The sequence below is a fragment of the Streptomyces similanensis genome (genome assembly GCF_039543625.1).
GTDB classification, from domain to species: Bacteria; Actinomycetota; Actinomycetes; order Streptomycetales; family Streptomycetaceae; genus Streptomyces; species Streptomyces similanensis.
Genome location: NZ_BAABKC010000094.1, coordinates 57,367 through 70,231 on the forward strand (window position 1 = coordinate 57,367; position 12,865 = coordinate 70,231).

The window sequence follows — 12,865 nt, forward strand, 5'->3', positions numbered from 1 at the left end:
GTACTTGGTCGCCGATTCAGGTCTGTGGCCAGCGGGTTTGTGTGACTTCGATGCCGAGGAGTTCGAGGAGGTGGAGTTGGACGCCGCGGGTGATCTGCACCGTCGGCGGGTCGGTTATGTTCCCGATCCGCAGGTTGAGCTCGCCGAGGTGGTGGAGGATCATCCGGCCGGTGGGCCGGACCCGGCGGTTGTCCGGGTAGAGCCCGGCCATGGTCTGTTCCAGTCCCAGGGCCCGTCTGACCTGGCGTTCGATCAGGCAGAAGACCGGCAGTGCCAGGCAGATGACCTGGACCAGGGCGGCGGCGCGGCGGTTGTGCTGAACGAAGACCGGGGTGACCGCGAGCGGGCCTTTGAAGTCAGCGTAGCGGCGTTCGACCGTGCCCTGGCCCTTGTACTGGATCAGGACCTGTGCGGGGTCGGCCTGCTCGGCCGGGAGCGGGGTGATCAGCGCGTACCAGCCGTCGGCCTTGGCTTCGGCGTCGAGGACGTCCTGGTCGAAGCCCCATTCCAGGGACGGGAGGCCGGCGTCGTCCTGGTGCACGTGCCAGCGCAGGCAGGCGGTCACGCGGCGCTTGGCGGCGATCACCCCGGCGCGGGCGGCGACCTTCTCGGCGGTCTTGTAGTGCCGCCCGCCCGCGGCGCATGCGAGCTTGTCCAACTCCTCGGCCGCCCTGGCCAGGCGTTTGGCGCGGGCGGCCTGCTGGCCGGCGGCGTTCGCGGTGGAGTGGACCAGGATCCGCCGCAGGGTGAGGACCGGATCGCGCTTGCGCGGGCCCGCCAGGGTGTGGACGTCTTCCGGCACCCGGTAGACCTCCCGCTCGGCCGGGTCCTTGCCGGCATCCCGCTGCGGAACCCAGTCCACGACCACCGCCTGTTCCAGGTCGAGGGCGGCATAGACCCCGTCCTTGACCTGGGCGGCCGGCACCGGGGCGATGAACGGGACCCCGGCTTCGAGCAGGGCGGCGATGTTCGCATACGACACCAGCCTGGCGTCCGCGACCATCAGGAACTCCTGCTCGCCGGCGAGTTTCCGCAGATCCTTCATCGCGCCGACCACCTGGCTGACCTCGGCCGCCCCGCCGTCGAAGACCCGCGCGTGCACGGGGATCCCGCCGTCACCGGTGGCCGCGATCCCGGCCTGGATCTGCTTCAGGTCGGTACGGCGGTCCTTGGGATGCCCATACTTGATGACCGGGAACCGGTCGTCCTGGCCCTCTTCCACATAGGCGCCGTGCACAGACATGCTGGTCATGTCCCAGTGGCACCTGCTCACATCGATCCCGAACTCCGCGATCGCCCGCGCGCCGACCGTGCCGGCGAGCTGTTCCAGATGCGGGGCGATCGCGTCCAGGGCCCGCGCCAGCCGGTCGTCGTTGAGCAGGGCCGGTTCCACCCCGAACACCTCCTCCACCGCCCACACCCGGGCCCAGTCCCCGACCCGCAGCAGCGGCATCGGCGAGGTGGGCCGGTTCGCGACCAACGCCTCGATCACCTGCCCGTGCGTCAGGTGCGCACTCGCCGCGGAAGGGCACAGCCCGTCGACGATCCCGGCCACGTCCAGCCGGTGCAGAAACTCGGCAGCGACAGGCAGAGCGCCCAGGCGCTTCTCCACCACGGACGTCACCACGCACTCCAGGCGCTGACGCTCAGACCGTGGCCGCGGGGACCGGGAAGTCATCGACACACCCAACCCAACGCGACCGCACCGGCTTCGGACACCGCTCCGACGACCAGATCATCCGAATCAACGACCTGCGAAGTACGGGTCTAGGCACGGCGCGGGCATAGGCAGGGGCGCCCGGCGGAAAGCCGGGCGCCCCTCGTGTCGTACCGCGCAGCGGCTACTTGGCCGCCGCGTCCGCCGTCTGGGCCTTCAGGGAGCGTTCGATGCCCGCGCGGGACTCGGAGACCAGGCGGCGCAGGGCCGCGTTGGGCTCCGCGGCGGCCAGCCACGCGTCCGTCCGGCGCAGGGTGTCCTCCTCGACCTGGACCGCCGGGTACAGGCCGACCGCGATCTGCTGGGCGATCTCGTGCGAACGGGACTCCCAGACGCTCTTGAGCACCTCGAAGTACCGGTCGGTGTACTGCGCCAGCAGTTCGCGCTGGTCGGTCTGGACGAAGCCGGCGATGACCGCCTCCTGCACGGCGTTCGGCAGCTTGTCCGACTCGACGACCGACGCCCAGGCCTCCGCCTTGGCCTCCTCGGTCGGGCGGGCGGCGCGGGCGGTGGCCGCGTGCCGCTCACCGGCCGCGGTCCTGTCCCGCTCGTACTCGCCGGCGATCTCCGTCTCGTCGTACCGGCCGACCGCCGCCAGCCGCTGCACGAACGCCCAGCGCAGCTCCGTGTCGACGGCCAGGCCCTCGATCGTCTGCGAGCCCTCCAGCAGCGCGTTCAGCAGGTCGAGCTGCTCGGGCGTGCGGGCGGTGGCCGCGAAGGCGCGCGCCCAGGCCAGCTGGTGGTCGCTGCCCGGCTCGGCGGCGCGCAGGTGCGCCAGCGTCGCGTCGGTCCAGCGGGTCAGCAGCGTGTCGCGGGCGGCCGGGTCGGCGTACAGGTCGACGGCCAGCTTCACCTGGCGGTGCAGCGACTGCACCACGCCGATGTCGGACTCCTTGCCGATGCCGGACAGCACCAGCGACAGGTAGTCGCGGGTGGCCAGCTCGCCGTCGCGGGTCATGTCCCACGCCGACGCCCAGCACAGGGCGCGCGGCAGCGAGGACGCGAAGTCGCCCAGGTGCTCGGTGACGAACGCCAGCGACTCCTCGTCCAGCCGGACCTTGGCGTACGACAGGTCGTCGTCGTTGAGCAGGACGACCGCCGGGCGGCGCCGGCCGGCCAGCTGCGGCACGGCGGTCAGCTCGCCGTCCACGTCCAGCTCGATCCGGCCGTCCTCGGCGCGCACCAGCTTGCCGTTCCCGTCCAGGTCGTACAGGCCGATCGCGATGCGGTGCGGACGCAGCGTCGGCTCGCCCTTGGCGCCGGCCGGGAGCGCGGGCGCCTCCTGGCGGACGGCGAACGAGGTGATGACGCCCTCGGCGTCCGTCTCGATCTCCGGGCGCAGGACGTTGATGCCGGCCGTCTCCAGCCACTTCTTCGACCACGTCTTCAGATCGCGCCCGGAGGTCTCCTCCAGCGCGCCCAGCAGGTCGGACAGGCGCGTGTTGCCGAACGCGTGCCGCTTGAAGTACGCCTGCACGCCCCGGAAGAACTCGTCCATGCCGACGTACGCCACCAGCTGCTTGAGGACGCTGGCGCCCTTGGCGTAGGTGATGCCGTCGAAGTTGACCAGGACGTCGTCCAGGTCGTTGATCTCGGCCATGATCGGGTGGGTGGACGGCAGCTGGTCCTGCCGGTAGGCCCACGTCTTCATGGAGTTGGCGAACGTGGTCCACGAGTGCGGCCAGCGCGAGCCGGGGGCGTGCGCCTGGCAGGCGATGGAGGTGTAGGTGGCGAACGACTCGTTCAGCCACAGGTCGTTCCACCACTCCATGGTGACCAGGTCGCCGAACCACATGTGGGCCAGCTCGTGCAGGATCGTCTCGGCCCGCATCTCGTACGCCGCGTCGGTCACCTTGGACCGGAAGACGTACTGGTCGCGGATGGTGACCGCGCCCGCGTTCTCCATCGCGCCGGCGTTGAACTCCGGCACGAACAGCTGGTCGTACTTGGCGAACGGGTAGGCGTAGTCGAACTTCTCCTGGAACCAGTCGAAGCCCTGCCGGGTGACGTCGAAGACGGCGTCCGCGTCGAGGTGTTCGGCGAGCGAGGGCCGGCAGTAGATGCCGAGCGGCACCGACTGGCCGTCCTTCTCGTACACGCTGTGCACCGAGTGGTACGGGCCCACGATCAGCGCCGTGATGTACGACGAGATGCGCGGCGTCGGCTCGAACGTCCAGACGTCGCCCTCGGGTTCGGGCGTCGGCGAGTTGGACACGACGGTCCAGCCGGCGGGCGCCTTCACGGTGAACTGGAAGGTGGCCTTCAGGTCCGGCTGCTCGAAGGAGGCGAACACCCGGCGGGCGTCCGGCACCTCGAACTGCGTGTAGAGGTAGGCCTGGTCGTCGACCGGGTCGACGAAGCGGTGCAGGCCCTCACCGGTGTTGGTGTACGCGCAGTCCGCGACGACCCGCAGGATGTTGCGGCCCGAGAGCAGCCCGGGCAGGGCGATCCGGGAGTCCTGGAAGACCTCGGCCGCATCGAGCGCGTCGCCGTTGAGGGTGACCTCGTGGACGGCCGGGGCGATCAGGTCGATGAAGGAGTCGGCACCGTCATCGGCGACGTCGAAGCGCACCGTGGTCACGGACCGGTAGGTGCCGCCCTCCTGCGCGCCGGAGAGGTCGAGATCGATCTCGTACGAGTCAACGGTGAGCAGCTTCGCCCGCTGCCGCGCCTCTTCGCGAGTCAGGTTTGTGCCAGGCACGCGGTCATCTCCTCGTGATGTGTGGGTGCGGTCATCCTTCCACGTCGCGCCGCGTGCGAACGGGCGGTCACCGCCTCGCGGCGACCGCCCGTCCCCCGTACGCGTGCCCGCGCGGCCCTACGCGGCCCGGCTCCGCGTCACGCGCTCAGCTCGGCCGCCACCAGCTCCGCGATCTGCACCGCGTTCAGCGCCGCGCCCTTGCGGAGGTTGTCGTTGGAGATGAACAGCGCGAGGCCGTGCTCGACCGTCTCGTCGCGGCGGATGCGGCCCACGTAGGACGGGTCCTGGCCGGCCGCCTGGAGCGGGGTCGGGATCTCGGACAGGGCGACGCCGGGCGCGCCGGCCAGCAGCTCGGTGGCGCGCTCCACGCTGATCGGACCGGCGAAGCGGGCGTTGACCTGGAGGGAGTGGCCGGAGAAGACCGGCACGCGCACACAGGTGCCGGAGACCTTCAGCTCCGGGATCTCCAGGATCTTGCGGGACTCGTTGCGGAGCTTCTGCTCCTCGTCTGTCTCGTTCAGGCCGTCGTCGACGATGCTGCCGGCCAGCGGCAGCACGTTGAAGGCGATGGGGCGCTGGTAGACGGCCGGCTCGGGGAAGTCCACCGCCGCGCCGTCGTGGGTCAGCCGGTCGGCGTCCGCGACGACCTTCTGCGCCTGGCCGTGCAGCTCGGCGACGCCGGCCAGGCCCGAGCCCGACACGGCCTGGTAGGTCGCGACGACGAGCGCTTCGAGGCCGGCCTCCGCGTGCAGCGGCTTGAGCACCGGCATCGCGGCCATCGTGGTGCAGTTCGGGTTGGCGATGATGCCCTTGGGGCGGTCGGCGATCGCGTGCGGGTTCACCTCGGACACCACCAGCGGCACCTGCGGGTCGCGCCGCCAGGCCGAGGAGTTGTCGATCACCACGGCGCCCTGCGAGGCGACCTTTTCGGCCAGTGCCTTCGAGGTCGCGCCGCCCGCCGAGAACAGCACGATGTCCAGGCCGCTGTAGTCGGCCGTCGAGGCGTCCTCCACCGTCACGCCGTCCAGCACCGTGCCGGCCGAGCGGGCCGAGGCGAACAGGCGCAGCTCGGTGACCGGGAAGTCGCGCTCCGTGAGGATCCTGCGCATGACCGTGCCGACCTGACCGGTGGCTCCGACGATTCCGACCCTCACGGTGTCTCCCTCTGCGTGTGCTGTAGGTGCTGTGCGCTCGGTCGAGGCGCTTTCCATCATGCGGCCGACCCCGACCCACGTGTCCAATTCTTTACGTTCTTCCCCGTTCCTCGCGCACCGAGCCCGAGGAATGGGACGGGACCGGCGCGCACACCGCCTGCGGAACTGCGGCGCGCACCCCCGTCGAGCTGGAGGAATTCACCCGCCGGGGCCCTGGTACCGCAAGCTGTGCTGCCGCGTGCCTGCCCGCCCGCGGCCACCTCATACGGCGATGTGACGCACGCCTCTGCCCGGCGCCGGGTCTCCTCGGCCCCGCGGTGAACGTTTCGCGCGCCGTCGGCGTCGTAGGACTGAAGCGGGGGAGGGGAGGGCTTGTGCTGCGCGGAAGGACGCGACGCGGCCGGGAGCGGGACCACGGCGGCGGCGATCCGCTGGACGCGGCCCAGGAACGCCGGGTGCGGGCGGTGCTCGCGCTCGGCGGCGTACCGCAGGCGGACCTGCCGGACGGGGTGCAGCAGGTCCGCCTGCGGCTGCTGGAACGCGCCGCGAGCGGCCAGGAGGCGCCGCGGGACGTCTCCGCGTGGGCGGCGGTCGTCGCCTCCCACCTGGCCATGGACTGGCACCGAGCCCGGCACCGCCGGGACCGGCTGGGGGAGCGCCTGGCCGCCCAGCGGCCGCCCGAGCACGCCGCCGGCGGCGAGGACACCCGGCTGCTCTCCCTCGCCGTCGCCCAGGGCCTGGACGAGCTGCCGGGCCCGCAGCGCCAGGTCCTGGTCCTGCGCTTCTACGCCGACCTGCCGGTGCGGGAGATCGCCGAGCAGCTCGGCGTGCCGGAGGGCACGGTCAAGAGCCGGCTGCACACCGCCGTCCGCGCCCTGCGGGCCCGGCTGCACGAGAACGAGGTGGTGTGACGTGACGGCCGAACGCGAACCCCGTGACGGCGTCGACCCGCTGCTGGCCGCGATCCTGGACGAACCGCCGCGGCCCGCGCCCGACGACCCCGCCTACCTCCCCGAGTACCGGGCGGCCCGCGCCGACCTCGCGACCCTCCGCACCCAGCTGCACCTGCTGGCGGACGCTTTGACGGAGCCGGGCACGGAGCCGGGCGCGGAGCTGGGCACGGAGCCGGGCGCGGACCCTGCGCCGCGTTCCGCCCCCGGCGGCCCCGCTCGGCGGCCTCGGCGGTCGCCCGGGAGGGCGCGGCGCGCGCGGACCGCGGTGCTGGGCGGGCTGGTCGCGGCCGGGGTGGCCGCCACGCTGCTGGGGTTCGGGTGGCTCGCCGTGCAGGGCGGCGCGGGCGACGGCGCGGCGAGCAGCTCCGACAAGGCGAGCGGGGGCGAGGCGGACTCCGGCAAGGCGCGGTCCCGCGAGACAGGTGCGGGCGAGGGGGCGGGCGCGGCGGAGGCGTTCGCGGACCCCGGCTACCTCGCCTGCGCCCGGCTCGTCGCCGAGGGCGACGTGACGCGGGTGGCCCCGCAGGACGGCACCGCCCGGGCCCGGGTCACCCTGCGGGTGACCCGCCTGTACAAGGCGGACCGGCCGGTGAAGGAGGCCGTCGTCACCCTGACCGGCCCCCTGGGCTTCGGCACGGGCGACCACGTGCTCGTGGGCGTCCCCCGCACGGCGGCCGAGGCAGACGTCTGGCTGACCGGCGAGCGGGTCATCGCCCCGCAACGGGACCGCATCGCCCGCGCGCTGCCGGAGTCCCGCGCCATGACCTGCGACTGAGACCGCTTAACCGACACCGCGAGGAGTGACGCCGGCCCGCCGACGCCGGGAGGCGGGCGCCCATGGGACGCCCGCCTCCCTTCACACCAGCCGTGTCGACGCGCCGCGCGCTACTGCACGACCTTCTCGATCCGCACGCTGCCGAGGCCCGCGACCGTGCCGCGCGCGTTCACCAGCTGCACCTGGCCGAAGAACTCGCGGCCCTCGGGCGCGGCGGCGGCCGCCGTGACCGTTCCGGACACCGTGGCCGTGGCGCCCGTGCCCAGCTTCACCGGCGTGGCGTCGTCGACCGTGACGGCGCCGAGCGCGGCGGAGAAGAACACGTCCCGGTAGTCGTACTCGGTCGAACCGGACGGCACCGAGTAGGCGGCGACCTCGATCGTGTAGACGCCGGCGGCCGGCTTGGCGACCGAGACCGCCTCCTCCGAGTCGCCGTCGGCGGACTGCGCGACCTGCGCGCCCTTGGCGTCGTAGACCGTCAGGTCCAGGTCGGCCGACTTGTCGGAGACGTTGCCGATCGCGACGTCCAGCGACTTGGCGCCCTCGGGCACGGTCACCGTCGTGGTCTGCTTCTCACCGGCCTTGACGGTGGGCCGGGCGGACTTCGCCGAGCCCAGCGGACCGCCGACGAGCTTGCCGTCCAGCGCCGCGTAGGCGTTCGTCACCTTCCAGGAGGCGGTGGCCGGGACGCCGACCTTCGCCTCGGGGACGGTCACGGTCGCCGGGTCGAACGCCGCGCCGAGCACGGTGACGTCCAGCTGGTAGGGGTTGTCGAGCAGCGGCGAGGTGCGGCGCGCCTCGACCTCGATCTCCCACACGCCCGGCTGCGGGTCGGCGTAGGAGCGGACGTCGGGCTTGCAGCCGTTGCCGTCGAGGTAGTTGACGTAGCAGTACGGGGTCGAGGTGTTGTCCACCGGGACGCCGTAGGGGTGGATGGCGATGAACCGGGTCTGGCTCTTGTCCTTGAGCCCGCCGATGGCCACCTCCAGCGACTTGGCGCCCTCGGGCACGGTCACGAAGTACGACTTGGTGCTGTTGCGCTGCACGCTGCCGGCGGCGGCGTACGTGTAGTGCACCGGCTCGGCGGCGACGACCGTGGTGAGGATCTGCCGGTCGACGCCCTCGGTCCGCGGGTCGTCGAGTTCGAGGATGGCGCTCTTGAGGCCGGCCGCCTTCGGGGTGGCGCGCACCTTGACGGTCACCGGCTGGTTCAGCGGCAGCTTCACCTCGTCGGAGCCGACGATCCGGAAGGTGCCCTCCGTGTTGTTCTCGAAGTGCAGCTCGTGCCGCAGCGCCTTGTCCGGGCCGGAGGTACGGGTCAGCGTGATGTCGTACGTCCTGCTCTGGCCGGCCTTCAGACCGCCCTCGCGGTCGTAGAGGCCGGTGCCGAAGCCGGGGGTCTTCAGCGCGTTGTCGATCGCGGTGTCGACCGGGGCCTTGACGGTGTAGTCGTGCGCGGAGGCGCCCTTGCGGATCGACTTCCAGGCGTCCACGACGTTGATCAGGCCCGCGCCCTCCTCATAGGGCTGCGCGCCCTTGATGTGGTCGGCGGTCGAGGTGAGCGCCGTGCGCAGGACGGCCGGGGTGAGGTCGACGCCCTTCTCCTTGGCCGCGCTCAGCAGCAGCGCGGAGGCGCCGGCCGCCTGCGGGGAGGCCATCGAGGTGCCCTGGAGCATCGAGTAGCCGGCCGGCAGGGAGTAGCCCGCCTCGGCGACCGGGGAGCCGGGCAGCCAGGTCTGGGTGGTGTTGATGGCCGCGCCGGGCGCGGTCAGCGTCGGCGTGAAGCCGCCGTCCTCACGCGGGCCGCGCGAGGAGAACGGCATCATCTGGTACTTCGTCGTCACCTCGGAGCCGTAGTTGGCCGCCCAGGTGTCCTTGGAGATCGCCGCGCCGACCGAGACGACCTTGTCGGCCAGGCCGGGGTCGCCGATGGTGTTGGCGCCGGGGCCGGAGTTGCCCGCGGAGATCACCAGCTGGACGCCGTAGGTGTCGATCAGGCGGGTGTACAGCTCGGCGCGCGCGTTGTTGCCGTCGTTGAGCGCCGGCAGACCGCCGATGGACATGTTGACGATGTCCACGCCGCGGTTGGCGACGAGGTCGATCATGCCCTCGGTGAGCGCGACGTTGGTGCAGCCGCCGGTCCAGGTGCAGGCGCGCGAGGAGACGATCTTCGCGCCCGGGGCCGCGCCGTTCATCTTCCCGCCGAACAGGCCGTTGGCGGCGGTGATGCCGGCGACGTGGGTGCCGTGCTCGGACTCGATGACGCCGATGTTGACGAAGTCGGCCTTCTGGCCGACCCAGGAGCCGCCGTAGGGGTCCATCGGCACGTCCTTGCGGATCTGCACGACGAACGGCTGCCGCTCGGCGACGTCGGTCTTCGGGTCGTCGGTGCCGAACCAGCCGACCTGGTGGTCCTCCTTGTACGGCTTCATCGGCGTGTCGTCGGTGAAGTCGTTGTTGTTGTTCAGGTCGACGCGGACCGTGCCGGCCGCCGCGTCGTAGAGGAGGCCCCAGGAGTCGGTGGTGTCGCCGTCGCGGTTGGCGTCGCCCTTGGCGTCGCCGCCGGTGGTCGCGGACTCCTTGAACGTGCCGATCTGGTACGAGCCCGCCGGGGCCTTCCAGGTCTGGCCGCCGTAGCTGAACTGCGGTCCGGAGACGGCGGTGACCATCGGGCGCCAGGTGGCGTCGCTGTCGAGGATCGGGTCCGTCGCGGTCACCCAGTCGACGATCTTGCGCTCGCCGGTGGAGGTCTTCTGCAGCGCCGGGTGGCCGAGGTCCACGCCGGAGTCGAGGATGCCGATGGTGACACCGCGGCCGTCCGCCTTCGGGTTCTGCTTCACGAAGTCGACGGCGCCCGTCTCGAAGGACGGGTTGTACGGGTTCTCCGCCGGGGTCTTCTTGTCCGGCGCCGGGTAGGCGGCGCTCTTCTTGGCGCTCGCACCCTTGGCGGTGTCCCCGGCCGGCGTCGGGTCGTCGAGCTGGATCTCCTGCCGCAGGTCGATGGCGTGCACGGAGGACAGCTTCTCGGCGGCGGCGATCGCCGAGTCCGCCTTGGCGGTCGGCACGGTGGCGCGGACGTAGCCGACCTCGTCGTAGGCGCGGCCCACGGAGCCGCCCTTGACCGCGTCCAGCTGCTGGGCGACCTGCTCGGTCTGGCCCGGCGCGGTCGCGATCATCATCGTGACGTTCTTGGCGCCGTCGGCCTTGGCGGCGGCGAGCAGGTCGGCGTCGTCCGAACCGAGCTTGGCGCCGGCCGACTTGACGGCCGGGTCGGCGGGCGCGGGGCCGTCGCCCTGCGCGGCGACGGCCAGGGGTATCGGTCCGGCCGCGGCGAGCGCGGCCACCACGCCGGCGGCCACGGCTATGCGGGCCAGGCGTCTCGCGCCGGTGGCGCGCGGGGAGTCGGGGGTCATCGGCATCCCTTGCAGATAAAGGAACCAGGCGAGGTGCGATCGGGTTCGATCGCGGACGTCCGGATTTCGGAGCCGGACGATCGCTCAGCTTTACCCAAGGGGGAGATGTTTGTGGAGAGTTGACCGTGGCGGGATGGACCCATGGCGTACTTCCGCCATGCGCCACCGAGGACGTTCCCGCACGAAAGCGCCGATACCGGCCGGCGTTCCGTACCCGCGACCGCGCGCCGTGGCGGCCCGCCTGCGCACCGTCGCCGCGCCCGGCCGCCCCCTCGACCCGCCCGAACACCCGCCGTCCGGGCCGCCGCTGCCGTAACGTCTCCTCATGCGTGAGGAGTTGCGGGTGGCGGCCTACGCCGTGTGTGTACAGGACGGACGGATGCTGCTGGCCCGGTGGGTCGCACGGGACGGCGCGCGCCGCTGGACCCTGCCCGGCGGCGGCATGGAGCACGGCGAGGACCCCTACGACACCGTCGTCCGCGAGGCCGAGGAGGAGACCGGCTACACCGTCGAGCCGGTGACCCTGCTCGGCCTGGACTCGATCCGCCGCACCTATCCGCGCCCGCTGGGCGCCCAGGCCGACTTCCACGGCCTGCGCATTGTCTACGAAGGCCGGGTCACCGGCGGCGAACTGCGCAACGAGACGAACGGCTCCACCGACCTGGCCGCCTGGCACCCCCTGGAGTCGGTCCCCGACCTCCAGCGCGTCGAACTGGTCGACGTCGGCCTGCGCCTGTGGCGCGAGCGGCCGGGGGTGGGCCGGGTGCCGGGGGAGCAGGCGTAGCGGCCGCGGGGCGGCGCACGCGCGCAGGGGCCGGCGGGCTGGTGTGCCCGGCGGCCCCTGCGCTCCCCTCCTGACGGCTCCGCCCCCCGCGGTGCGCCGTCCCCCGGTGGGTGCCCCGCTGCTAGTGGGGCAGTACCACCACGTACACCGCCGGGTCGCGGTCGGTCGCGGCCATCAGGGCGGTGCGGACCACCGTGGCCTGCTGGGCCGGTGCGTCGCGGAGCTTCTTCGGGGTGACGTGGACGACCGTGATGCCGAGGCGCTCCAGGAGTTCGCGCTTGCGGGCGTACTCCGTCCACAGCGCGTCGTCGTTCTGGCGGGGCGCCCGGGTGTCCAGTTCCAGCGCGACCGCCTCGTCGGGCCAGTACGCGTCCAGACCGCCCAGGTGCGGGCCGCCCGGCAGCCGCAGGTCCACGTTCCACACCGGGTCGGGCAGGCCGTGCTCGGCGACCATCCGGTACAGCCGCTCCTCGGCGATGGAGCGGCCCTCGGCCAGCAGCGAGTCCACCGCGTCCACCACGTGCGGCCGGTTCAGCAGCCGCTGCTCGGACAGTTCGCGCACCACCGCGGCCGGTTCGCAGTGCCCGCCGCGCACCGCCTCCGTCAGCAGCCGCTGCACCACCGCCGCGTCCCGCAGCCCGGCCACCGCGTCGGCCAGGGCGCGCGGCACCGGGGCCACCGGCAGGCCCGTGACCACCTCGGGCGCCGGCGGTTCGGCCGCCCGCAGGACGCGGGCGCAGCCGGCCGAGCGCAGCCGGCGCGGCCGCGGCACCAGGACGTCGATCTTCGCCAGCGCCGGCAGGGCGGGCGCGGCGGCGAAGCCGTGCAGGGTGAGCGCGGCGAGGCCGGTGATCATCACGTCGGCGGGCGCCGGACGGCGCGGCTGCCGGGCGGTGGGCTGCGCCGGCACGCCGGGCGCCGGCTGCGGCGTCGAGCCGCGCGTCGCGTACATGAGGACCGCGTGCAGCCGCTCCTCGCTGGTCGGCGGGCCCGGGTGGAGCAGGAACACGCCCGGCAGGTACTGCTGCCAGGGGCCGCCGGCCCGGCACCGCTCAGTCGTCTCCGCCGCCGACACGCCGTGGGCGCGCAGTTGAGCGGTGGTCAGGACCCGGCGGTGCGTCTCGGCGAGGTGGCTCAGGGGGCGGGGGGAGAGCGGGGTGTTGTGGTTCATGCCGGGGAACTTCCCGCACCCGCACCGCCCGCTAACCGCTGTTACACGTCCGTCGACAAAGCCGGACAAGGCAGCACTAAAGGACGGGTGTTCGGATGCCGAAAACCCCTGGTCCGCACGGGCCGGACCAGGGGTTACGGGGCATCTTGTAACAGTTACTCCACGCCAGAGCTTTGGCCATAGCTCAAGCCGCAGCC

General features: G+C 72.6%; 8 protein-coding genes. 3 read left to right on the forward strand and 5 right to left on the reverse strand.

The genetic code is table 11. The features are described from left to right. Positions 1 to 16: 16 nt before the first annotated feature. From ABEB07_RS28790 to ABEB07_RS28800, 3 genes are all read right to left on the reverse strand, one after another. Positions 17 to 1,615 (reverse strand): IS1634 family transposase, encoded by a 1,599-nt coding sequence (locus ABEB07_RS28790; RefSeq protein ID WP_345671020.1) that lies wholly within the window; start codon positions 1,613 to 1,615, stop codon positions 17 to 19. 226 nt (positions 1,616 to 1,841) lie between these two features. Then, positions 1,842 to 4,418, reverse strand: coding sequence for an aminopeptidase N (pepN, locus tag ABEB07_RS28795; RefSeq protein WP_345671021.1), 2,577 nt, complete (start codon positions 4,416 to 4,418; stop codon positions 1,842 to 1,844). 137 nt (positions 4,419 to 4,555) lie between these two features. Further along, on the reverse strand, positions 4,556 to 5,572 hold the full coding sequence (locus ABEB07_RS28800; RefSeq protein ID WP_164585694.1) for an aspartate-semialdehyde dehydrogenase: 1,017 nt from the start codon (positions 5,570 to 5,572) through the stop codon (positions 4,556 to 4,558). A 374-nt stretch (positions 5,573 to 5,946) separates the two neighbouring features. On the opposite strand from ABEB07_RS28800, the gene ABEB07_RS28805 reads away from it, so the two are divergent. Together ABEB07_RS28805 and ABEB07_RS28810 are read left to right on the forward strand one after the other, a co-directional pair. Next, positions 5,947 to 6,483, forward strand: coding sequence for an RNA polymerase sigma factor (locus tag ABEB07_RS28805; RefSeq protein WP_345671023.1), 537 nt, complete (start codon positions 5,947 to 5,949; stop codon positions 6,481 to 6,483). 1 nt (position 6,484) lies between these two features. Beyond that, the gene (locus tag ABEB07_RS28810; protein WP_345671024.1) at positions 6,485 to 7,300 is read left to right on the forward strand and encodes a hypothetical protein; all 816 of its coding nucleotides are present in this window, start codon (positions 6,485 to 6,487) and stop codon (positions 7,298 to 7,300) included. Between the two features lie 110 nt (positions 7,301 to 7,410). Here ABEB07_RS28810 and ABEB07_RS28815 read toward each other — a convergent pair whose 3' ends face one another. Then, positions 7,411 to 10,713, reverse strand: coding sequence for a S8 family serine peptidase (locus ABEB07_RS28815; RefSeq protein WP_345671025.1), 3,303 nt, complete (start codon positions 10,711 to 10,713; stop codon positions 7,411 to 7,413). Between the two features lie 325 nt (positions 10,714 to 11,038). Here ABEB07_RS28815 and ABEB07_RS28820 point away from each other — a divergent pair, with 325 nt between their 5' ends. Then, the gene (locus ABEB07_RS28820) at positions 11,039 to 11,497 is read left to right on the forward strand and encodes an NUDIX hydrolase (RefSeq protein WP_176148969.1); all 459 of its coding nucleotides are present in this window, start codon (positions 11,039 to 11,041) and stop codon (positions 11,495 to 11,497) included. 121 nt (positions 11,498 to 11,618) lie between these two features. Here ABEB07_RS28820 and ABEB07_RS28825 read toward each other — a convergent pair whose 3' ends face one another. Then, a complete protein-coding gene (locus ABEB07_RS28825; RefSeq protein ID WP_345671026.1) occupies positions 11,619 to 12,668 on the reverse strand; it encodes a hypothetical protein in 1,050 nt (349 codons plus the stop codon). Positions 12,669 to 12,865: the final 197 nt, after the last annotated feature.